We start from the raw sequence: 22,306 nt of genomic DNA on the forward strand, positions 1-22,306 counted from the left end.
TCACCCTGAGCCACGTCCGCGGCGGCGTCCAGCGCGCGGCAAGCTTTCTGACCGACCACCGCGCCGCCACGCCCGACCACCGTCGCGGGCGGGCGGGACAGCGTGCCCGGCCGCACGAACAGGTGAGGGCGGATGTCCGGCCGGGCGGTCACGGATCGGCGGTCAGGTGGCCGCCGGCGGGTCGGCCGACGGGAGCGTGACGGTCACCTCCAGACCGCCGCCGGGCTGCGGGACCGCCTTCACCGTGCCGCCGTGCGCGTCGCAGACCGCCCGGACGATGGACAGGCCGAGACCGGAGCCGCGCGCCCCGGTGCGTTCCTGCCCGCCGCGCCGGAACGGCTCGAACAGGCCGGGCACCTCGGCCGGGGCGACCTCGAAGCCGGTGTTCCCCACCACCAGCCAGGACCGCTGCCCGTCGGTGCCGGTGCGCACCCACATCCGGCCGTGCAGGTGGTTGTAGCGGACCGCGTTCTCCACCAGGTTGCCGGCCAGCCGGTCGAGCAGCCCCGGGTCCCCGACCACCGGCGCGGGGCGCAGCGAGGTGTGCACCCGCAGGCCGATCCGCTCCACCTCGCGGGCCACCGCGGAGAGCGCGTTGGCGGTGCCGACGGCCAGGTCGCTCTCGGCGCGGCGGGCCAACCGCCGGCCGGTCTGCGCCTCGCTGCGGGCCAGCACCAGCAGCGCGTCCACCAGGCCGTTGGCCCGCTCGGACGCCTCCCGCACCACGCCGGCCATCCGCCGGTACTCGGCCAGGTCCGCGTCGTCGTCGCTGAGCGTCACGTCGATCTCGGTACGCATCACCGCAAGCGGGGTCCGCAGCTCGTGCGAGGCGTTCGCGACGAACCGCTTCTGCGCCTCGAACGCGGCGGTGATCCGGTCCAGCATCGCGTCGAACGTCTCCGCCAGCTCGGCCACCTCGTCGTCCGCGCCGGACCACCCGATCCGCTCGTCGAGCGTGGTCTCGCCGAGCCGGCGGGCGGTGGCGGTGACCTGGTGCAGCGGGCGCAACGCACGGCCGGCCACCAGGTACGCCCCGGCCACCCCGACGACGCTGATCGCCAGCAGCGCCAGCAGGCCCTTGAACAGCAGCTCCCGGGACGCGGCGTCGACCAGTTGCCGCTGCCACTGCCCGGCGTCGAGGGTGCGGCCGTCGGTGAGCACCACGGTGGTGCCGGGCAGCAGCTCGTCGGTGGGGCGCAGCGCGTCCCGGACCAGCAGCCAGGCCAGCAGCACCAGGATCGCGCCGGCGCCGACCAGGAGCACGCCGTTGAGCAGCGTCAGCCGCAGCCGCAGCGTCGGCCGTACCCGCGCGGAGGTCACTTGGCGCGCTCGATCCGGTAGCCCGCGCCGACCACGGTGTCGATCAGCGGGGGGTCGCCGAGTTTCTTGCGCAGCGTCATCACGGTGACCCGGACGATGGTGGTGAACGGGTCGGTGTTGGCGTCCCAGACCCGTTCCAGCAGTTCCTCGCTGGACACCACCACGCCGCGGGCCCGGAGCAGCTCGGCGAGCACGCCGAACTCCTTGTTGGTCAGGTCGAGCGGCACGCCGCCCCGGGTCACCACCCGCCGGGCCGGGTCGAGTTCCAGGTCGGCCACCGCCAGCACCGGCGGCGCGGCCGGGGTGGCCCGCCGGCCCAACGCCTGCACCCGGGCCACCAGCTCGTCGAAGGCGAACGGCTTGGCCAGGTAGTCGTCGGCGCCGAGCTGCAACCCCTCGACCCGGTCGGCGACGGTCCCGCTCGCGGTCAGCATGAGCACCCGGGTCAGCGTGCCGGAGGCGGCCAGGTCGGCGCAGATCCGGTCGCCGTGCACGCCGGGCAGGTCCCGGTCCAGGACCACCACGTCGTAGCGGGTGACGAACGCCGCCTCGTGCCCGGCGTCGCCGTCGTAGGCGACATCCACCGCCATGCCGCGCTTGCGCAGCCCGCGCGCGATCGCGTCGGCGAGGTTGCGCTCGTCCTCGACCACCAGTACCCGCATTCCGGCCTCCCGCCCTCGTGACCTCCCACAACCTAGTGCGCGGCGCCAACCGGACGGCACGGCCCGCCGTTGCAGAAAACCTTCGGGTACGCGATGCTCGCCGGCAACGATCGCCCACCGCCCCGGCTGCCGGCCGGGCCGAGCCGAGCGGAGCCGCCGATGACCGCCGCCGCCCCCGGCCGGAACGTCGCGTACCGCCGTTTCCGCTTCCCGGCGGACCGGGACCTGGGTCGCGCCGCCGGACTCTCCGCCGGCCCGGCCGGGCTGACGCTCGACGCGGACGGCCCCACGCCCGACGCGAACGGCCCCACGCCCGACGCGAACGGGTCCACGCCCGACGCGGCGGCCCACCGGCCGGCGCGCCCCGATCCGGTTCCCGGGGCCGCCGCCGGCACCTGGACCTCGCCGGTGACGGAGGTCGGCTTCGCCGCCGCCGAGCTGGTGCCGTCCTGGACCGCCGACACGCCGCCCGGCTGCTGGCTCCGGGTGGAGGTACGCGGCTGGGCCGGCGACGCGGCCACCACCGGCTGGTACGAGCTGGGCCACTGGGCGGCCGACGACGGCACGGTACGCCGCGCCTCGGTGCCCGGCCAGTCCGACGACCGGGCCCGGGTGGACGCGGACACGCTCCGGGTGACCGGGGCACGGGTGACCGGCTGGCAGGTCCGGGTGACGCTGCTGCGCCGGCCCGACGCGCCGGCCGGCCCGGTGCTGCGCACGGTCGGCGTGGTCGCCAGCGCCGGCAGCCAGGTCCCGGCGTCCCCGTCGCCCGAGCAGGTTGACAGCGGCCCGGCCGGCGGGGACGCGCACGACGACGCCGGGGCAGCGGGCCGGGCGTGGGGGCGGGTGCTGGACGTGCCGCGTTACGCGCAGCGGCTGCACGCCGGCGGGGAGACCCGCTGGGGTGGCGGCGGCGACTCCTGGTGCAGCCCCACCTGCGTGTCGATGGTGCTGGACTTCTGGGGCGCCGGCCCCACCCCGGACCGGTACGCCTGGGTCGACCCGCCCGGCCCCCGCCCGGTGGTGGTGCACGCCGCGCGGCACTGCTACGACCACGCGTACGCCGGGGCCGGGAACTGGCCGTTCAACACCGCGTACGCGGCGACGCACGGGGTGGACGCGTTCGTCACCCGGCTGCGCTCGCTGGCGGAGGCGGAACGGTTCGTGGCCGCCGGCATCCCGCTCGTCGTCTCGGCGGCGTTCACCCGTGGGCAGGTTCCCGGGCTGGACTACGACACCCGGGGCCACCTGATCGTGCTGGCCGGCTTCACCACCGACGGCGACCCGGTGCTCAACGACCCGTACGCGCCGGACGACGAACGGGTCCGCCGGACCGTGCCGCGCGCGCCGTTCGAGGCGGCCTGGCAGGCGGGCAGCGGTGGGATCGCGTACGTGCTGCGGCCGGAGACGGTGCCGCTGCCGGCGCCGCCCGCCCAGGCCAACTGGTGATCACCGCCGCGCCGGCCACACCGCCAGCCCGCCGGCCGGGCGCAGGCACACCAACACCGCCTCGGCGTCCGCGCACTCGGCCCAGGAGCCGGGCAGGACCGCCCGCGGTCGCGCCTCGCCGGCCGCCACGTCCAGGTCACCGACGAGCGTCCGGTCCCCGGCGAGGTGCCGGAGCCCGAGCAGCCTGAGCAACCGGCCGGACCCGTCGTCCCGCCCGCTGACCCGCCAGCGGCCCAGCCGCCCGAGCACCCGGCCGGTCGCCGGTTCCAGCACCGACAACTCCAGTTCCGGCCCGTCCCCCGCCGCGGCGGCGATCAGCCGGTCGCCGACCGGCCCGAACCCCGCCCACCGCTCGTCCGTCCAGGCCGGGCGGCCGGTGGCGGGGTCGAGCGCCTGCGCGTCGCCGACCTGGTCGCGGAGGCAGACCATGCCGGCGCAGTCGGTGAACCACGACCCGGCGCGCGGGTCCACCGGCACGCTCCAGCGCCGGTCCAGCCGGTCCACCCCGTACGCGGTGATCTCACCGGAGACGCCCTCGACCAGCAGCAGACCGGCGACGACCTGCGCGAACCGGTAGGCGACACCGTCCGGCGCGGACGACACCCGGCCGGCGCGCACCCGGGCGCCCGAGTCCGCGTCGTGCACGGCGACCCGGCCGTCCGGCTCGATCAGCAGGAGCTGCGTCACTCCCCGGTCGTCCCGCCGGTACGCCACTCCCTGCGGGGGCACCGCCAGCGACCAGCGCGTCGCGCCGGAGGCTGGGTCGACGGCGAGCACCCGGCCCGTTCCGCCCGGCCGGGGGTTCTCGAACAGCACCCCGCCGGACGCGGTCGGGACCGGGTAGCCGACCTGCTGCCAGCGCACCGCGCCGGTCGCCGGGTCGAGCAGCGTGGCGCGCGCGTCCCCGACCCCGGTCGGGCTGCTCGACACCAGCAGGCCGCCGGCCGCGCCGGTCAGCCCCAGCACGTGGTCCCCGGTGGGCAGCGCGAACCGCCACGCCGGCGCGCCCGCGGTGAGCCGGTAGCCGGTGACCACCCGACCGCCCTGGTGGAGCGCGCTCGGACCGTCCGCCACCATCAGCCGGCCCGCCAGCACCACGAAGAGGGCATCCGGCGCGGCGGGCACCCGGACCGGCGCCGGCGGCCGGGCCGGCGCCGCCGCGCCGGCCAGCGTGAGCAGCAGGCACCCGAGCGCCACCGCGCGGGCGGCCCGGCCCGGCGGTCGCCGCGGCGGCGCGGGGAGCGGCTCGTCGCCGTCCTCGGGACGGCGCAGCTCGCCCAGCTCGATGACCGGGCTCACGGCAGCCGCCGCACGGTGAAGTCGCCGCCCCGCTCCCGGCAGACCAGCAGCGTCCGGCCGGCGGTGCAGTCGGTGCCGGTCAGGACGTCCCGCACCACGGGTGGGCCGCCGGACAGGTCCGGCTCGGCGAGGAGCCTCCGGTCGCCGCCCAGCGGCCGGCTCAGGAACAGCCGGTCACCGCTCTCGCCCTGCGGGAGCACGTCCCAGTCGCCGACCTCGGCGATCAGCCGGCCGTCCGACTCCGCCAGCACCGACAGGCCCTCGCCGCCCTCCCGGCCGGCGGCGACCAGCAGGCGTCCGCCCTCGGCCCGGAGCACGCTCGACCACAGGTCGCTGGCCCAGCGCACCGCGCCGGTGGCCGGGTCCAGCGCCCACATCCCGCCGGTCTGCCGGCTGGCGCAGAGCAGTGACCCGCACGGTTCCAGGTAATCGACAAGTGGCAGCTCGGCGGTCCAGCGTGGCCGGAGCGTGTCCATCTCGAAGGCAGTGACGACGTCGCCGGCCAACCGGGTCTCCAGGAACAGCCGGCCCGCGCCCTGCATGGCGCGCGCGCCGGGCACCTCCCCCGGATGCAGGTCGCGGGCGGCCAGCCGGGTGCCGGTCGCCGCGTCCAGCACCACCGTCTCGCCGGCGGCCGGCAGCAGCAGGATCCGGTCCACCCCGGACCGGCCGTAGCTGAACTGCACGTCCCGACCGGTGGTGGGCACGGTCCAGAGCGTGCGCCCGTCGGCCACCGCCAACCGGCGGACCGACTGGGGGCCCGGCCCGCCGGACGGGCGCAGCAGCAGCGCGTCGCCGGCCGGGAACACCACGCCGTCCTGCCGCCAGCGCGGCGCGCCGGTGCCCGCGTCGAACACCGTCGTCTCCCAGCGGCCGCCGTTTCCGGCCGGTCCGACGGCAAGCACCCGCCCGCCCTGCTCCCACACCGCGACCACGTCGTCGACACCGTCCACCCGGGCCCGCCACCGCTCCCGCCCCACCCGGTACGCGACGAGGTCCCAGCCCGGTTCCGACGCGGCGCGTCGCACCACGTACACCCGGTTGTCGGAGAGGAACGCGGAGGCCCCGGTGCCGCCGGGGATCGTGACCGGGCCGGACCGCGCCGGAGGCGCGGCGGCGGCGAGCGTGACCAGCGCCACCAGCAGCGCCACCACGACGCGGAACGGGCGGCCGACCGCACGCGGCGGGCGGGGCGCGGCGTCGGGCGCCGCGTCGTCGCCGCGCAGGTCACCCAGATCGATGACGGTCACGACCACCCCTTTCCGCGCCGCCGGACCGCCGCCCGACCGTGACCGGACCGACGCCGGACCGCCTGTACGATGGCCCGTCGTGGCCGTGCCGGTGGTGGACCCCTCGCTGAACTCCTCATCCGTCGAGGTGGACGCCGTCACGGCGGATCCGCCGCGACGGCCCCGTCGCCGGCCGGCTCGCGCCGACCTGCTGGCCCTCGGAGCCTATGCGTTGCTCGGCGTTCTCGTCTGCCTCAACTACTGGGGCGACGTGCAGCACCGGGTGTCCTCGCACCTGCCGACCGACCACAGCTGGTTCGAGTGGCTGTTCGCGCACGGCGCGTACTCGGTGCGGCACCTGGAGAACCCGCTGTTCACCGCCCGGCAGAACGCGCCGGACGGGGTGAACATGATGGCGAACACCTCGCTGCTCGGGGTGACGCTGCCGCTCGCGCCGCTGACCATGCTGCTCGGTCCACAGGTGATGTACGCGCTCTACCTGGGCGCGGCGTTGTCGGCGACCGCCGCGACGTCGTACTGGACGCTGTCGCGGCACCTGGTCCGCTCCCGCGGCGCGGCGTTCGTCGGCGGCGCGTTCCTCGGGTTCGCCCCGGGCATCGTGCACCACGCCAACGGGCAGCCGAACTTCGTGTCGAACTTCCTGCTCCCGCTGATCGTGGCCCGGGTGCTCCGGCTCGGCGAGCCGGGCCGCTGGCGACGTAACGGGGTGGCGCTCGGACTGCTGGTGGCGTACCAGATCTTCATCAACGAGGAGATGCTGCTGCTCACGGCGCTGGCCTGCCTGGTCGTCGTGCTGGCGTACGCGGTGCAACGGCCGCGCGAGACGCGGGCGCGGGCCGGGTCCTTCCTGGCCGCGATCTCCGTCGGCGGCGGGGTGGCGCTGCTGCTCACCGCGTACCCGATCTGGTTCCAGTTCAACGGCCCGCAGTCCTACCGAGGGTTGCAGGGCGGCGTCTTCCACAACTGGGGCGAGGACCTGATGGCCTTCGTCACGTTCGCCCGGGACACCGCGGCCGGGGACGAGGCGGTGGAGAAGACCATCGGCCTGACCGAGCAGAACACCTGGTTCGGCTGGCCGCTGGTGCTGGTCGCGCTGGCCGCGCTGGGGCTGCTGGTCCGCCGGTCGGTGCCGGCCCGGATCCTGGCCGTGCTGGTGGCGCTCTTCACGATCGCCTCGATCGGGCCCGTGGTGCGGTTCGACGGCGTGGAGACGAGTGTGGCCGGCCCGTGGGCGTACGTGCCGGACGACCTGCCGCTCGTCGAGATGATGATGCCGACCCGGTTGAGCCTGGTGGTGGTGGCCGCCGTGGGCGTGCTGCTCGCGCTGGCCTGGGACGCGTTGTCCCGGGCCGGCCGGCCCGGGACCGCCCCGGTGCCCGCACCCCGCGCCGGCGACCACGACAACGAGCCGACCGACGACGGGCGGACCGACGACGGGCGGACCGACGACGCGGGCCGGGCCGCGTCCGGCCGGCGGCGGGCGCTGCGCCTGGTCGGGTACGCCGCGATCGTGGCCGCCCTGCTGCCGCTGGTCCCGCGCCCCCTGCCGGCGCAGCGGATGGACCCGCCGCCGCACTTCATCACCGCCGGTGGCTGGCGACCGTTCGTGCCGGCCGGCCGGACGCTGGTGCCGGTGCCGATCCCGAGCAACGTGCACGGGCTGCCGACACTGCGCTGGAGCGCGCTGACCGGGCAGGAGTTCCCCATCCCGGGGGGATACTTCATCGGCCCGAACGAGCTGGGCGAAGGCGTGTTCGGCGCCCCGAACCGCCCGACCAGCACGCTGATCTACGCCACCATGGACCGCAACGCGCTGCCCGAGATCACCGCGGAGAACCGCCGGCAGGCCGTCGAGGACCTGCGCTTCTGGCGGGCGTCGGTGGTGGTGCTCGGCGCCGGGCCGCGCGAGGCGGTGCTGCGTGACCTGATGACCGCGCTGCTCGGCCCCCCGCAGCGGATCGACGACGTCTGGCTCTGGGACGTGCGCGACCGCGTGTAAGGGTCAGCCGCCGAGCAGGGGGCGGACGTCCCACAGGTGCCCGCCGGGGACGTCCCGCCCGGGCCCGACCAGGGCGTCCACGGTGACCCGTACCGGGTCGCCGGGCGACGAGTCGGCCTGCACCAGCGCCGCTGCCCGCCAGTGCCGCAGGTCCTCGACCGCCTGCCGGCGTTCCGCCTCGCCCACCGGCGGCACCTGGCCGGTCTCGGCGGCCCGGCGCAGCAGCAACGACGTGGGACGGTCCGGCGCGCCCCACCGGGCGGTCGGGTCGGCGGCTGAGCGCGGCCCGATGAAGTAGCCGCCCGGCGCGTCGAAGGCCAGCCCGGCGCGCGCCGACCAGAACATGGCCGGGCTGACCGCCGCGCCGGTGACCGGTGGCACCGGCACCAGCGTCCGGCCCGGCGGAACGTACGCCCGCCAGCCGCCGCCGGTCACCACGGCCGGCACCGGCGGGACCGGCACGGTGCGGATCGGGGTCGGGACGAGTGGCAGCAGCGCGACGGCGACCGCGCCGGCCCACAGCGCCCGCCCGCGCGCGGTGCCGCCCGGGGCCCGGTCCACCGCCAGCGCCAGCAGCACCCCCAGCACCGGTACGCAGACCAGCGCGAACCGCGCCGGTACCACCAGGTCCAGCAGCGGCACGCCGGCGACCAGCCGGTACGGGCCGGGCAGCCCGGTGTCGTGCCGCCCCACGATCACCGTGGTGCCGAGCGACAGCAGCGCGAACAGCAGGCCGCACGCGGCGAGCGCGCGCACCAGCGGTCGCCGCCACAGCCGCACCGCCACCAGCAGCGCCAGCGCCGGCAGGAACGGGCCGAAGAACGAGTTCTGTTCGGTCGGATTCGGCGACAGCAGCCCGGCCCGGTGGCCGTCCCCGCCCACGGTCTGCCGGGCGGTGGCGGTGAACGAGACCAGGTCCAACCGGTAGCCGCGGGTGTGGAACGGCATCCCGGTGTAGTGGCCGGGGCCGAGGAACTGGACCCACAGCGGGTACGCCAGCAGCACGCCGGCGACCAGCGCGCCGAGGCCCAGCCGGCGCGCCACCACGGGCGCCAGCCGGCGTGCGGTGTCCCGGTCGGCCAGCGCGTACGCCCCGGCCAGCACGCCGGCGGCCAGCGCCAGGAAGACCAGCACCTCCTCGCCGAGGAAGACCTGGTACGCGACCGCGAGCCCGAGCAGCACGCCGTCGCGCCGGATCCGGTCGGTGGCCGGCCGGAACACCAGCGCGAGGATCACCGGGACCAGGAACTGGGCGGCCATGTGCAGGTGCGCCCCGGCCTGCGCCACCATGCCCGGGGCGAACCCGCAGACCAGCCCGCCGACCGCGGCGGCGGCCCGGGAGCGGACCAGCCGGCGGGCGAGCAGCGCGTACCAGGCGGTGGCGGTGCCGGCGAGGCTGAGCGCCACCGCGACCAGGAACGCGGCCTGGCTGCCGAACGCCACGGTGACCGGGGTGAGCGGCACGCCCAGCCCGAGCACCGAGGTGTTGGCCATCAGGTTCACCCCGTGCGGGGCGTTGAGCGCGGCGCTGTGCAGCGGGTTCTCGCCGTCGGTCACCGCGCGGGCGGCCCGGGCCAGCATCCATTCGAACAGCATCTGGTCGCCGGCCTGGTGGAACAGCCGATCCGGGCGGCGCCACTGGTCGGCGGTGAGCAGCACGGCCAGGGCGAGGTAGCCGGCCACCACGAGCGCGTCGACCGGCCGGGGCCGCCACCACCGCCGGGGCGCGGGCCCGGGGCGGGCCGCCGGGCTCAGGCGGACCGGTCGGTCAGTGTCCGGACGTCCCACACCCACACGTCCAGCTCCTGCCGGGCCGGCCCGACCAGTTGCTCCACGGTGCGCCGCAGCGGCTCGGCGTTCTGCTCGTCCAGCGGCAGCACCACCACCGCCGCGTGCCAGTGCCGCAGTTCGTCCAGGAAGCGACGGCGCTGCCGGTCGTCGAGTTTCGGCGTACGCCCGGTGGACGCCACGTCGGCGAGCAGCTCGCCGATGCCGCTACGCCGGCCGCCGAAGCGGCCCGGGTCGCCGGTGACGCCGTTGCGCGGCGCGAGGAAGTAGCCGCCGGGGATCTTGAACGCCAGGTCGGTGCTGGCCGCCCAGCGCATCGGGTCGGTGTTACCCATCGCCGGCACCGGCACGGAGACCAGCGTCTGGTCCGGCCCGACGTACTGCCGCCACCGGTCGGCGGTGATGAACTCCGGCACCGGCGGTCGGGTGGTGACGCGCAGCGGCATCGGCGCGATCGGCAGCAGCGCGAAGACCAGGCCGGCGGCGGTCAGCGTCCGCGCGGTCCGCCGCTGAACGCCGCGCAGCACCCAGGCGCTGCGCACCGCGTACGCCAGCAGGACCGCCACCGTCACGCTGGTGATCAGGCCGAACCGGGTCGGCACCACGGCGTCCAGCAGCGGCAGCCGCACCAGCAGCTCCCACGGGCCGGTCACCAGTTCCCGGTCCCACCAGGAGATCCGCTCACCGAGCGAGAGCACCGCGAAGAACAGCCCGGTCGCGGCCAGCGCCCGGACCATCACGTCCCGGCGCAGCCAGACGACGATGCCGACGGCCAGCAGCGACAGGCTCCAGCCGAAGAACGCGTTCTCCTCCGAGTAGTTCGGGGCCAGGTTGACGTTGGCCCGCTCGTTGCCGCCGAACGTGGGCGAGCCGGGGGCGACGAACGCGGCGATGTCGTTGCCGTAGTCGCGGACCGCGTCGCTGAGCCCGTGGTACGCCATCGGGCCGGCGAACTGCACCCAGAGCGGGTACGCCAGCAGCGCGCCGGCCAGCACCGCGCAGACCGCCAGGCCGGTGCCGAGCGGTCGCCACGCGGTGGCCCACCGGTCCCGCTGCTGCACCAGCACGGCGATCAGGAACACCCCGAGCGCCAGCGCGGTGAAGAGCAGGATCTCCTCGTTGATGAACGCCTGCACGACGACCAGCAGGGCGAGCAGCGCGCCGTCGCGGACCGGCCGGACCGACCGGGTCAGCACCAGCACCCGCCAGACGATGAACGGCAGCAGGAACTGGCTGATGATGTTCGGGTGCCAGTTGGCGTGCGACAGCATCGCCGGCGAGAACCCGCAGAGCCACGCGCCGACCGCGGCGGCCGGCCGGTGCCGGACCAGGTGCCGGGAGAGCACCCGGTACCAGGCGGCGGCGGTGCCGCACAGGCCGAGTGTGACCAGCGCGACGAAGGAGACCGCCGGTCCGAACAGGAGCGTCACCGGCACCATCGGGATGCCGAGCGCCAGGATGGCGGTGTTCGCCATCAGGTTGACCCCGTCGGGGTAGTTGAACTGGTCGGTGAAGAACGGGAACTCGCCGTGCAGCACCACCCGCACCGAGTGGGCCAGGAAGAACTGCACCTGGGCGGGGTCGCTGCTGTAGAGCGCGGCCACCCGGCCGGCCGGGTCGGCCCAGATGCCGCTGGTCACCCAGATCGCGGCGAGCAGGAAGGCGGCGTACACCACCAGGTCGATGCGGCGGCGCGTCCACCGCCACCGGCGTCGGGCGGCCGGCGCGGCCTCCTCGGTGGTGGATGCGGCCGGCGGTTCGGTCCGGGTGACCGGCGGTGGGGGGTCGAGGGTGACGGATCGGGAGCCCGTCGGGGCGGCGGCGGCCGGCGTCGAGGCGCCGCGGGTCTCGGCAGGCGTCACAGTCGGCGGAGTCTACCGGAGCCGGATATTGAGCCACGAATCGCACGTCACGTTCCGCGACGAACGGGTGAGCCGGGCTCCGCCCGGTGACCGCACGTCTCGTACCATGTGGGCTTCCGACCGACGACCGCCGAGGGGATCAGTGTGGTTTCAGCCCGCCGAAACGCGGTGACGGGCGCCGCGCTGGCAGCGTTGGCGCTGGCCACAGCCGGTTGCGGGCCGGTGACCGAGCGGCAGCCGACAACCCTGCGGGTCGGCTACGACAGCCTGGACGGCTCGCTCGCGGTCTGGCCGCCGCGCGGCAGCCTCGCCGGTGACGCCGCCGCCACCGCCGCGATCACCGCTGCGGTGCGTGACTGGCGCTCACCGGTCGACGACCGGGTCCACCTGCCCTCCTCCGGCATCCTCTTCTCCGGCGAGGTGGCCGGCGCGCCGCTGGCACTGGTCGCCGCCGACGTGCCCGGCGAGGCCGCCTCCTGGCTGCTGCAACTGGACCGGGACGGGCAGCGGTGGCGGGTGTCGCACGCCACCGAGTACACCGAGGCCGGCTACCTGGTCTACGCCGACGTGCTGCCGGTCCGGCAACCCACCGGGCGCCGCTACCTCACCTCCGCCCGCGTCGAACGCCTGCTCGGCCCGGACGGCCGCACGGTGCCCGGCGCCGACGGCATCACCGAGCCGGTCGCGGTGCCGGCCTGCCGGGCCGTCGCGCTGACCGCGACGCTGCGGCCCACGCCGTCGCTGCCGCGCGGCCGGGCCGCGGACCGCGTCCTCGACCTGGGTACGGCCACCGAAGCGCCCCGCTACCCGCTGGTGCGCGACGAGACCGGTGCCGGCAAACGCGCCCTGACCGGCCTGGACACCTGCGCGCTGACCGGCGGACGGGGCCCGTTCGGCAGCGTCCCGCGCCGTCTCGGTGACCGGGAGGCGCCCCGTTCCGTGCCCGAGTCCTGGCCGATGGCGAAGATCGCCACGCGCTCGCTGGGCGAGGTGGCGCTCGGCGACGGGGAGCCGGGCGACCTGGAGCAGTTGAGTTGGGACAGTCCCACCGGGACGATGACCGCCGTGCTCTACCGCCCGTCCGGCGGCGGTGCGCCCGTCGTCTCCCCGGCCGACCGGTCCACCACGCTCCAGGCGTACCCCCTGCCGGTGCCGGGCCAGCCGCTCGCGGTGCTCACCTGGCGCACCCGGGACGCCTCGTTCGCCGCGCCGCCCGGCACCACCCGCCTGGTCGACCGTCCGGGCCTGGTGGTGGTCGAGCAGACCGACGCCAAGCAGACGTTCAGCCTGGCCGGCACCGAGAAGACCTGGTACCGCTCCCTCTCCTCCCCCCGCTGACCCCCGTCCTCGACGCCGCCTGAGATCTTGGAAGGAAATGGCCCCCGGAGGGGCACTTTGCTTCCAAGATCTCTCCGACCATCCCTCCTGCGTCCGCTCCACACCGCCGACGTGGCGGCGGTCCCCGGAACAGCGTCCGGGCGGCCCCGCGACAGCGGGACCGCCCGGACACGTGACCGGGATCAGTTCTGCGCGGTGGCCCCGTCGGTGGCCGGGTCGACCGGGGCGGCGTCCAGGCCGGAGATCCAGCCGGTGACGTCGCGCGCCACGTCCTGGGCGGTCAGCCCCAGGTCGGCGAGGATCTGCGCGCGGGTGCCGTGCGGGTGCCAGTCGGCGGGTACGCCGAGGTCGCGGACCGGCACGCGGACGTCGGCGTCGCGCATCGCCTGGGCCAGCGCGGAGCCGACGCCGCCGACCCGGACGCCGTCCTCGACGGTGACCACGAGCCGGTGCCCGGCGGCCAGCTCGACCAGCTCGGCCGGGACCGGTCGGACCCAGCGCGGGTCGACCACGGTGACGCCGTAGCCCTGCTCGGCGACCCGGGACGCGACCTCCATGCCGAGGCCGGCGAACGAGCCGACCGCGACCAGCAGCACGTCGGTACGCGCCGACTCGGTCAGCACGTCGACCGGGCCGACCCGGCGCACGGCCGGCAGGTCGGCGGCGACGGTGCCGGTCGGGAAGCGCAGGATGGTCGGGCCGTCGTCGACGGCGATCGCCTCGCGCAGTTCCTCGCGCAGCGTCGCGGAGTCGCGGGGCGCGGCGATCCGCAGGCCGGGCACCACGCCGAAGACCGACATGTCCCAGATGCCGTAGTGGCTGGGCCCGTCCGGGCCGGTGATGCCGGCCCGGTCCAGCACGAACGTGACCGGCAGCTTGTGCATCGCCACGTCCAGCAGGACCTGGTCGAACGCCCGGTTGAGGAACGTGGCGTAGACCGCGACCACCGGGTGCAGGCCGCCCATGGCCAGGCCGGCGGCGGACGTGGCGGCGTGCTGCTCGGCGATGCCGACGTCGTAGACCCGCTTCGGGTACTTGCGGGCCAGCGCGGCGATGCCGGTGGGCTCCGCCATGGCGGCGGTGATGCCGACCACGTCGGGGCGCTCGTCGGCGATCGCCACCAGCTCGTTGGCGAACACGTGGGTCCACTTCACCGACGGCGCGGCGACGAGTTGGCCGGTCTCCACGTCGAAGGCGCCACCCGGGCCGTGCAGGCAGTCGGCCTCGTCGTCCTCGGCGGGACGGTAGCCGTAACCCTTGCGGGTGACCGCGTGCACGATCACCGGGCCGCCGAAGTTCTTCGCCGCGCGCAGCGCCGCCTCGACCGCCGGCACGTCGTGGCCGTCGACCGGGCCGACGTACTTGATCCCGAGGTCCTCGAACATGGCCTGCGGGGCGACCGCGTCCTTGATGCCCTTCTTGACCGCGTGCAGCACCTCGTACATCGGCTTGCCGACGAACGGCGTGTTGCCCAGCGCATCCTTGACGGTGTCGAGCACCTTCTCGTAGCCGGGGTTGAGCCGCAGCGACGACAGGTGGTCGGCGAGGCCGCCGATGGTCGGCGAGTAGGACCGGCCGTTGTCGTTGACCACGATGATCAGCGGGTTGCCGGCGGTGGCGATGTTGTTGAGCGCCTCCCAGCACATGCCGCCGGTGAGCGCGCCGTCGCCGACCACGGCCACCACGGAGCGCTTCTCGCCGCGCAGCGCGTACGCCTTGGCCAGGCCGTCGGCGTACGACAGGGCGGTGGAGGCGTGCGAGTTCTCGATCAGGTCGTGCTCGCTCTCCGCCTGGCTGGGGTAGCCGGAGAGGCCACCGCGCTGGCGGAGCTTGTCGAAGCCCTCCTGCCGACCGGTGAGGATCTTGTGCACGTAGGCCTGGTGGCCGGTGTCGAACAGGAGCCGGTCGCGCGGGGAGTCGAACACCCGGTGCATGGCCAGCGTCAGCTCGACGACGCCGAGGTTGGGGCCGATGTGCCCACCGGTGCGGGAGACCTTGGCGATCAGAAAGTCACGGATCTCGGCACCGAGGATGTCCAGCTGCTCGGCGGTCATCCGCTTCACGTCCTGCGGGCCACGGACGGCGCCCAGCAGCCGACCGTGGTTGGCCGTGCCCTCTTCAACACTCATGACCGGAGAGTCTATCGGTCGTGGCACAGTCCGCAGCCGAGCCGTGGCTCAGGACGCCACCGTCAGCCGACGTGGTGGCGTCGGGGTCGGCGCCCCGAACGGAGGGCCGGCCGGGGTCCAGGAGCCGAGCACCGCGGCCCGGGACGCGCCGGTCACCGACGGCACCGCGCCGGGCAGCCCGTGCCAGCTCAGCCAGCCCAGCAGCGCGAACGCGTACGCCTCCTTGGCCTGCGCCGGGACGCCCAGCTCGTCGGTGGTCCGCAGCCGCCAGCGGCCGGCGCCGAGCGCGGCCAGCCGGGCCCGGAGTGTGGGATTACGCACTCCCCCACCGGCGGCCACCACCTCGGTGACGCGGTGCCGGTCGCACGCGTCGGCGACCGTGCGGGCGGTCAGCTCGGTGAGCGTGGCCAGCACGTCGTCGGCGGCCACCGGCTCGCCGAGCGCGGCCAGCGCGGCGTCCAGGTAGCCGCCGTGGAACAGCTCCTTGCCCGTCGACTTGGGCGGCGGCGCGGCATAGTACGGCTCGGCGAGCAGCCGATCCAGCAGTGCGCCGTGCACCCGGCCGGCGGCGGCGCGCGCCCCGTCGACGTCGCAGGAGCGGCCCAGGAGGCGCCGGGCGGCGGCGTCCAGCAGCGCGTTGGCCGGGCCCACGTCGTACCCGAGGACCGGTGCCCCGGGGGCGACCACGGTGAGGTTCGCGATCCCCCCGAGATTCAACGCCGCCCGAGGGCCGGCGGCGGCGTCGAGCAGCAGCGCGTCGAACGCCGGGACCAGCGGCGCGCCCTGCCCGCCGGCCGCCACGTCCGCCGAGCGCAGGTCGTGCAACACCGGTACGCCGACGCGCGCGGCAACCCGGGCCGGCGCGCCGAGCTGGAGCGTGCCGCGCGCCCGGCCGGCCTCGACCCAGTGGAAGACGGTCTGACCGTGGGACACGACCGCGTCGACGGCGCCACCGGCCAGCTCGACGCCGACGGCAGCCGCCTCGGCGAACACGTCGCCGAGCCGGTTGTCGAGCCGGCAGACCGCCTCGATCGTGGTGGCCGCCGGCGGCAGCAGCGCCCCGATCTGCGCCCGCAGGTCGTCCGGGTACGCCAGCTCACGGTGCCCGAGCGGCCGTAGCCGCAGCGTGTCCCCGTCGAGCGTGAACTCGCCGGCGGCCACGTCCACCCCGTCGTACGACGTCCCCGACATCAACCCGACGATCTTCATCGGACCAGGCTAGTCACTGTGCCGGGGGCAGGAACAGGCCGACCAGCTCGACGTGCTGGGTCATCGGGAACAGGTCGAACCCGCGCAGCGCGGCCAGCCGCCAGCCCGCCTCGGCGAACGTGCGCACGTCCCGGGCGAAGGCCGCCGGGTCGCAGGCCACGTACGCCACCGCCCGCGGGTCGGCGGCCACCACGCCGTGGACCACCGCCGCGCCCGCGCCGGAGCGCGGCGGGTCGAGCACCACCAGGTCGACCGGGCCGGTGACCCGGCGGCGGGCCAGCGCGGTCTCCACCCGGGCCGCGACCACCTCCACGGCGGCCAGGTCGGCCAGGTTCGTCCGGGCCGCGGCCACCCCGTCCGGGGCGGACTCGACGACTGTCACCCGGGCCCCGTCGACCCGGCCGGCGAGCGCGGCGGCGAACAGCCCGGCCCCGCCGTACAGGTCCCAGGCGGTCTCGCCGGGACGCGGGTCGAGCAGGTCCAGCACGGCGCCGACCAGGGCGTCCGCCGCGGCCGGGTGCACCTGCCAGAAGCCGGACGCGGGCAGCGTGAACGATCGCCCGGCCGCCGTCTCCCGGACCCGCTCCGGCCCGCTCACCGCGGTGGCGACCCCGTCGGCGTACGCGACCACGGCGACGTCCCCGCCGCTGCTGGCGACCGCCTCCACCGCGTCGGCGTCCGGCCAGCGCGCCCCGGTGGGCGGCAGCACCGGCAGCTCCCGGATCGCCGGATGGGCGATCAGGCAGCGGTCGATCGGCACCACCTCGTGCGAGCGGTGCTTGAGCAGCCCGGCCCGGTCGGCGGCGTCCACCGCGTAGCGGACCCGGGAGCGCCAGCCCAGCGGCCCGCCGGGCAGCGCCTCGACCCGGACGCCGAGCGCGTCCACCTGCGCGTCGGTGAGCCGGCCCAGCCGGGTGAGCTGCTCGCGCACCACGGCGAGCTTCCAGTCGAGCTGGGCGGCCGGGGCGACGTGCTGGAGGTCGCAGCCGCCGCATCCACCCGGCCGGGCGTACGGGCAGGGCGGGGTGACCCGGTCCGGCGAGGCGTCGAGGATCTGCACCGCGTCGGCGCGGGCGAAGCCCCGGTGCAGCTCGGTCACCTCGGCCACCACCCGCTCGCCGGGCAGCGCGTGCCGGACGAAGACCACCTGGCCGCCGACCCGGGCCACGCAGTGCCCGCCGGGGGCGACCGCGTCGACGGTCAGCTCGACCCGCTCGGCCTCCACCAGCCCGGGACGTTCCGGCGCGCTCACGGCGCCACCCTTCGTTCCCGACTGCGGGGCTCGCCGGGCCGGCTCACTCCCCGCGCTCACGAACGCTCCCCCTGCTCGCCGGAGGGCGTGGCGTCGACCGGCGGCGGCAGGGTGCTGCGCGGCGCGACCCGGGGACCGCGCGCCGGTCCGCGGCTGAGCGTGGCGTCCAGGCGGTCCAGGTTCTTGCTGGCGGTGGACGCGAGCTGCCAGGGCACGCTGGTCACCATCACGCCCGGTTCGAACAGCAGCCGGCCCTTGAGCCGTAGCGCGCTCTGGTTGTGCAGGAGGTTCTCCCACCAGCGGCCCACCACGTACTCCGGGATGAAGACGGTGACCACGTCGCGCGGCGACTCCCGGCGGACCGAGGCGACGAAGTTGAGGATCGGCCGGGTGATCTCCCGGTACGGGGAGTCGATCACGGTCAGCGGCACCGGAAGCTCCCGCCGTTCCCAGTCGGCCTGGAGGTCCCGGGTGTCCTTCTCGTCCACGTTGACGGTCACCGCGGTGAGCGTGTCCGGCCGGGTGGCCCGGGCGTACGCGACGGCCCGCAGCGTGGGCTGGTGCAGCTTGCTGACCAGCACGATGGCGTGGTTGCGGGCGGGCAGCACGGCCCGCTGCTCGGTCGGCTCCAGCTCGGCGGCGACCCGGTCGTAGTGCCGGCGGATGCCCAGCATGACCACGTACATCACGGCCATCGCGACGATCGCGATCCACGCGCCGAGCAGGAACTTGGTGACCAGCACGATGACCAGCACCACGCCGGTCATGGCCATGCCGAACGCGTTGATGGCCCGGGACCGGATCATGCGCCGGCGGGCCTCCGGGTCGCGCTCGTTGCGCAGGTGCCGGTTCCAGTGCCGGATCATGCCGGCCTGGGAGAGCGTGAACGAGACGAACACGCCGACGATGTAGAGCTGGATGAGCCGGGTCACCTCGGCCTGGAAGCCGACGATCAGCACCACCGCGGAGACGGCGAGGAACACGATGCCGTTGGAGAACGCCAGCCGGTCGCCCCGGGTGTGGAGTTGGCGGGGCAGGTAGCGGTCCTGCGCGAGGATCGAGCCGAGCACCGGGAAGCCGTTGAACGCGGTGTTCGCGGCCAGGAACAGGATCAGCGCGGTCATCCCGGCGACCACGTAGAGCAGCACCGATCCGCCGCCGAACACGGTCTCGCCGAGCTGCACGGTGACCGTCTTCTGCACGTACCCGTCCGGACCGGAGACGATCTGGCTGGGGCTCTCGACGAACTGCAGGCCGGTCCGGCGGGCCAGCAGGATGATGCCGACCAGCATGGTGACCGCGATGCCGCCGAGCAGCAGCAGCGTGGTGGCCGCGTTCTTCGACTTCGGCGACTTGAACGCCGGTACGCCGTTGGAGATCGCCTCCACGCCGGTGAGCGCCGCGCAGCCGGAGGAGAACGTCCGCAGCAGCAGGAAGATCAGCGCGAACCCGGTGACGCTGTGCTCGGCGTGGATCTCCAGGCCGGCGCTCGGCGCGCGCAGGTCGTCGCCGAGCACGAAGATCCGCACCGCACCGGTCAGCAGCATGCCGCCGATGACGATGACGAAGCCGTAGGTGGGGATGGCGAACGCGGTGCCCGACTCGCGCAGGCCGCGCAGGTTGATCGCGGTGAGCAGCACCACCGCGCTGACCGCGATGAGCACCTTGTGGGTGGCCACGAACGGCACCACCGAGCCGAGGTTCGCCACCCCGGAGGAGACCGACACGGCGACCGTCAGCACGTAGTCGACGAGCAGCGCGCTGGCCACCGCGAGGCCGGCCCGCGGACCGAGGTTGACGGTGGCGACCTCGTAGTCGCCGCCGCCGGACGGGTAGGCGTGCACGTTCTGCCGGTAGCTCGCCACCACGGTGAGCATCACCACGACGACGGCGAGCGCGACCCACGGCGAGAAGAAGAACGCGGACGCGCCCGCGATGGAGAGCGTCAACAGGATCTCGTCCGGCGCGTACGCCACGGACGAGAGCGCGTCGGACGCGAAGACCGGCAGCGCGATGCGCTTCGGCAGCAGGGTGTGCTGGAGGCGGTCGGACCGGAACGGTCGACCGAGGAGGAGTCGCTTCAGCAGCGAGGTGGGGCTGGCCACAACCGACAAGCGTACGGCCCCTTGGCGCGGGACGGTGGGGTGGCTGATCACCGCCGCGCGCACCCGCGCGGTACCGTCGGTGCCCCGCCGGACGCGGGGACGTGGCAGGCTCGCAGACGACGGGTCGGCGGGCGGCACCGTGGGAGGAGCGGACACCGTGCATGTCGTGATCATGGGTTGCGGCCGGGTCGGGTCGACCCTGGCGCACAGCCTGGAGTCCCGGGGGCACTCGGTGGCGGTGATCGACCAGGACGCGGACGCGTTCCGCCGACTCGGGCCCGACTTCGCCGGCATCACGGTCACCGGCGCCGGCTTCGACGGCGAGGTGCTGCGCGAGGCCGGCATCGAGCGGGCCGACGCGTTCGCCGCGGTCTCCAGCGGCGACAACTCCAACATCATCTCGGCCCGGCTGGCCCGCGAGACGTTCGGCGTCTCCCGGGTGGCGGCCCGGATCTACGACCAGCGCCGCGCCCAGGTCTACGAGCGCCTCGGCATCCCGACCGTGGCGACCGTCCGGTGGACCGCCGACCGGATGCTGCGCCACCTGGTCCCCGAGGGGAACGTGGAGATCTTCCGCGACCTGACCAGCACCGTGTCGATCGTCGAGGTGCCGGTGCACAAGGACTGGATCGGCCGGCCGTTGCGGCAGCTCGAGGAGTCCGCCGGCGCCCGGGTCGCCTACCTGACCCGCTTCGGGATCGGCACGCTGCCCACCGCCTCCACCGTGGTGCAGGAGGGCGACCAGGTCTTCATGCTGGTGACCGACGACATCGTCGCCTCGGTCACCTCGGTGGCGGCGGCGCCGCCGGAAGGGGGGCACTGAGTCATGCGGATCGCCATCGCCGGCGCCGGCAACGTGGGCCGCTCGATCGCCCAGGAGCTGATCGACAACGGTCATCAGGTGATGCTGATCGAGCGGCAGCCGAAGATGCTGCGGCCCGACCGGGTGCCGACCGCCGACTGGGTGCTGGCCGACGCGTGCGAGCTGGCCAGCCTGGAGGAGGCCAACGTGGCCGGCTGCGACGTGGTGGTCGCGGCCACCGGCGACGACAAGGTCAACCTGGTGGTCTCGCTGCTGGCCAAGACCGAGTTCGCGGTGCCCCGGGTGGTGGCCCGGGTCAACCGGGCGGAGAACGAGTGGCTGTTCACCGAGCAGTGGGGCGTGGACGTCGCGGTCAGCAAGCCGCGGGTGATGGCCGCGCTGGTCGAGGAGGCGGTGACCGTCGGGGACCTGGTCCGGCTGATGACGTTCCGGCAGGGCGAGGCGAACCTGGTGGAGATCACCCTGCCGCCGACCGCGCCCTACGTGGGGCAGCCGATCCACGCGGTGCCGATCCCTCGGGACGCGGCGCTGGTGGCGATCCTGCGCGGCAAGCGGGTGCTGGTGCCCACGCCGGACGACCCGATCGAGGCCGGCGACGAGCTGGTGTTCGTGTGCACCGCCGAGGTGGAGGACGCGGTGCGCGCCGTGATCCTCGGGCCGGACAGCACCGAGCGGAACCGCGAGCGGTCCTGAGCGGGCTCAGGCCCCCGGCAGCGGCGTGACGGTGGTGCCCTCCCGGGTGACCCGGCGCACCACCCACACCGTGATCAGCAGCAGCAGCGCGTACGGCGGGTAGCCCAGGGCGAGCCGGGCCACGCCGAGCGCGGTGTCCTGGTGGGCCAGGTAGAGCCCGGCCTGCACGCCGACCTTGGCCAGCCACACCACGCCCCAGAGCACGGTGAGCTGGGTGAACGTGCGCACCAGCTTGGGGTCGTCGCGCCACTCGGAGCGGCCCTTGGCGACCAGCACCGACCAGATCCAGCCGACCAGCGGCTGCCGGATCGCGGCGGAGAGCAGCAGCGCCAGGCCGTAGCCGATGCCGTAGAGGATGCCGGGCAGATAGAAGTCGCGCGCGTCGCCGCTGCGCAGGGCGAAGAACGCGCCGACGCCGATGCCGAACAACCCGTTCAGCGCGTGCCGCACCGGTTTGCGCTGCGCCAGCCGCATCGCGGCGATCAGCAGCGCCACCGCGATCGAGGCGATCAGCGCCGGGCGCAGCTCGCCCACCACGTTGGCGATCACGAAGACCACCACCGGGATGCTCGACTCGACCAGGCCGCGCCAGCCGCCGAGCTGGTCGGCCATCTGCTCGGCGATGCTGGGCAGCCGCTCCTCGTCCTGCGGGTCGAGGCCCGACGGGGTGTGCTGCTGTCCGGTCGTCACTTCGGCGGCTCCAGCTCGTAGTACGGGTTGTAGATCACCTTGCGGTCGTCCCGCACGGCCACCCGGCCGTGGGCGGTGAGGTGCCGGCCCGGCTCGATCCCGGCGATGTGCCGCCGGCCCAGCCAGACCAGGGTGACCACGTCGTTGCCGTCGTAGAGGTCCGCCTCCAGCGTGGGCAGGTTGGTGCGCGGCGTGTAGACCACGGTGCGCAGCCGCCCGGCCACCGAGACCACCTGGCCCCGGTTGCACTGGTGGGTGGGGGTGCCGCCGGATTCGGCGCTCTCCCGGCGCAGCTCCTGCGCCTCGATCTCGGCCTCGCTCGCGGTGAACCGTTGCAGCAGCCGCCGCAGCGACACCCGGCCCTGGTCGGTCGTCATGACCTCCGCGTCACCTCTCCGCACCGGGGTCCCGCGGATGGCGGAACCGTCCCGCCAGCGT

17 protein-coding genes are annotated in these 22,306 nt (G+C 75.1%); 5 read left to right on the plus strand and 12 right to left on the minus strand.

The window, feature by feature from the left end:
• Window positions 1–162 precede the first annotated feature (162 nt).
• The gene (locus tag AB0B02_RS04540; RefSeq protein ID WP_281935299.1) at window positions 163–1,320 is read right to left on the minus strand and encodes a HAMP domain-containing sensor histidine kinase; all 1,158 of its coding nucleotides are present in this window, start codon (window positions 1,318–1,320) and stop codon (window positions 163–165) included.
• A complete protein-coding gene (locus AB0B02_RS04545; protein WP_357296747.1) occupies window positions 1,317–1,982 on the minus strand; it encodes a response regulator transcription factor in 666 nt (221 codons plus the stop codon). The genes AB0B02_RS04540 and AB0B02_RS04545 overlap by 4 nt, the downstream gene beginning before the upstream one ends.
• A gap of 69 nt (window positions 1,983–2,051) precedes the next feature.
• Between AB0B02_RS04545 and AB0B02_RS04550 the strand changes: the two genes are divergently transcribed.
• On the plus strand, window positions 2,052–3,431 hold the full coding sequence (locus AB0B02_RS04550) for a C39 family peptidase (protein WP_357296749.1): 1,380 nt from the start codon (window positions 2,052–2,054) through the stop codon (window positions 3,429–3,431).
• Here the strand turns inward: AB0B02_RS04550 and AB0B02_RS04555 are convergent, their stop codons facing one another.
• Window positions 3,432–4,730, minus strand: coding sequence for a PQQ-binding-like beta-propeller repeat protein (locus AB0B02_RS04555; protein WP_281935303.1), 1,299 nt, complete (start codon window positions 4,728–4,730; stop codon window positions 3,432–3,434).
• A complete protein-coding gene (locus AB0B02_RS04560) occupies window positions 4,727–5,980 on the minus strand; it encodes a PQQ-binding-like beta-propeller repeat protein (RefSeq protein WP_281935305.1) in 1,254 nt (417 codons plus the stop codon). Before AB0B02_RS04560 ends, AB0B02_RS04555 begins: the two co-directional genes overlap by 4 nt.
• Window positions 5,981–6,059: 79 nt before the next feature.
• Between AB0B02_RS04560 and AB0B02_RS04565 the strand changes: the two genes are divergently transcribed.
• On the plus strand, window positions 6,060–7,979 hold the full coding sequence (locus tag AB0B02_RS04565; RefSeq protein WP_357296752.1) for a hypothetical protein: 1,920 nt from the start codon (window positions 6,060–6,062) through the stop codon (window positions 7,977–7,979).
• Window positions 7,980–7,982: 3 nt separating this feature from the next.
• Here the strand turns inward: AB0B02_RS04565 and AB0B02_RS04570 are convergent, their stop codons facing one another.
• Together AB0B02_RS04570 and AB0B02_RS04575 are read right to left on the minus strand one after the other, a co-directional pair.
• A complete protein-coding gene (locus AB0B02_RS04570) occupies window positions 7,983–9,773 on the minus strand; it encodes a hypothetical protein (RefSeq protein ID WP_357296753.1) in 1,791 nt (596 codons plus the stop codon).
• Window positions 9,731–11,629, minus strand: a complete 1,899-nt coding sequence (locus tag AB0B02_RS04575) for a hypothetical protein (protein ID WP_357296754.1) — start codon at window positions 11,627–11,629, stop codon at window positions 9,731–9,733. Before AB0B02_RS04575 ends, AB0B02_RS04570 begins: the two co-directional genes overlap by 43 nt.
• A gap of 144 nt (window positions 11,630–11,773) precedes the next feature.
• On the opposite strand from AB0B02_RS04575, the gene AB0B02_RS04580 reads away from it, so the two are divergent.
• Window positions 11,774–12,967: a hypothetical protein gene (locus tag AB0B02_RS04580; RefSeq protein WP_357296756.1), complete on the plus strand. Its 1,194-nt coding sequence runs from the start codon at window positions 11,774–11,776 to the stop codon at window positions 12,965–12,967.
• 182 nt (window positions 12,968–13,149) lie between these two features.
• On the opposite strand, the gene dxs is transcribed toward AB0B02_RS04580, so the two are convergent.
• Genes dxs through AB0B02_RS04600 form a run of 4 tightly spaced genes read right to left on the minus strand, consistent with a single transcriptional unit; the run spans window position 13,150 to window position 19,662 of the window.
• Window positions 13,150–15,096, minus strand: a complete 1,947-nt coding sequence (dxs, locus tag AB0B02_RS04585) for a 1-deoxy-D-xylulose-5-phosphate synthase (RefSeq protein WP_281935313.1) — start codon at window positions 15,094–15,096, stop codon at window positions 13,150–13,152.
• A gap of 48 nt (window positions 15,097–15,144) precedes the next feature.
• Window positions 15,145–16,305, minus strand: coding sequence for an anhydro-N-acetylmuramic acid kinase (locus AB0B02_RS04590; RefSeq protein WP_357296759.1), 1,161 nt, complete (start codon window positions 16,303–16,305; stop codon window positions 15,145–15,147).
• A 13-nt stretch (window positions 16,306–16,318) separates the two neighbouring features.
• On the minus strand, window positions 16,319–17,557 hold the full coding sequence (locus tag AB0B02_RS04595) for a TRAM domain-containing protein (RefSeq protein WP_281935317.1): 1,239 nt from the start codon (window positions 17,555–17,557) through the stop codon (window positions 16,319–16,321).
• A 56-nt stretch (window positions 17,558–17,613) separates the two neighbouring features.
• Complete coding sequence (locus AB0B02_RS04600) at window positions 17,614–19,662, minus strand: APC family permease (RefSeq protein WP_281935319.1); 2,049 nt, start codon at window positions 19,660–19,662, stop codon at window positions 17,614–17,616.
• Between the two features lie 157 nt (window positions 19,663–19,819).
• On the opposite strand from AB0B02_RS04600, the gene AB0B02_RS04605 reads away from it, so the two are divergent.
• Together AB0B02_RS04605 and AB0B02_RS04610 are read left to right on the plus strand one after the other, a co-directional pair.
• Complete coding sequence (locus AB0B02_RS04605; protein WP_107159279.1) at window positions 19,820–20,485, plus strand: TrkA family potassium uptake protein; 666 nt, start codon at window positions 19,820–19,822, stop codon at window positions 20,483–20,485.
• Between the two features lie 3 nt (window positions 20,486–20,488).
• Window positions 20,489–21,178, plus strand: coding sequence for a TrkA family potassium uptake protein (locus tag AB0B02_RS04610; RefSeq protein ID WP_281935321.1), 690 nt, complete (start codon window positions 20,489–20,491; stop codon window positions 21,176–21,178).
• 6 nt (window positions 21,179–21,184) lie between these two features.
• Here AB0B02_RS04610 and AB0B02_RS04615 read toward each other — a convergent pair whose 3' ends face one another.
• Both AB0B02_RS04615 and AB0B02_RS04620 read right to left on the minus strand, forming a co-directional pair.
• A complete protein-coding gene (locus AB0B02_RS04615; protein ID WP_281935322.1) occupies window positions 21,185–21,868 on the minus strand; it encodes a DUF3159 domain-containing protein in 684 nt (227 codons plus the stop codon).
• Window positions 21,865–22,245, minus strand: coding sequence for an OB-fold nucleic acid binding domain-containing protein (locus AB0B02_RS04620; protein WP_107159277.1), 381 nt, complete (start codon window positions 22,243–22,245; stop codon window positions 21,865–21,867). The genes AB0B02_RS04615 and AB0B02_RS04620 overlap by 4 nt, the downstream gene beginning before the upstream one ends.
• Window positions 22,246–22,306 lie beyond the last annotated feature (61 nt).

It is taken from the genome of Micromonospora sp. NPDC049240 (genome assembly GCF_040647835.1).
In the GTDB taxonomy this organism is placed as follows: domain Bacteria; phylum Actinomycetota; class Actinomycetes; order Mycobacteriales; family Micromonosporaceae; genus Micromonospora.

Excerpts from the sequence above, each read along its gene's own strand:
- AB0B02_RS04545 (WP_357296747.1), bottom strand. The coding sequence starts at position 1,982 with ATGCGGGTACTGGTGGTCGAGGACGAGCGCAACCTCGCCGACGCGATC.
- dxs (WP_281935313.1), bottom strand. The coding sequence starts at position 15,096 with ATGAGTGTTGAAGAGGGCACGGCCAACCACGGTCGGCTGCTGGGCGCC.
- AB0B02_RS04590 (WP_357296759.1), bottom strand. The coding sequence starts at position 16,305 with ATGAAGATCGTCGGGTTGATGTCGGGGACGTCGTACGACGGGGTGGAC.
- AB0B02_RS04610 (WP_281935321.1), top strand. The coding sequence starts at position 20,489 with ATGCGGATCGCCATCGCCGGCGCCGGCAACGTGGGCCGCTCGATCGCC.
- AB0B02_RS04620 (WP_107159277.1), bottom strand. The coding sequence starts at position 22,245 with ATGACGACCGACCAGGGCCGGGTGTCGCTGCGGCGGCTGCTGCAACGG.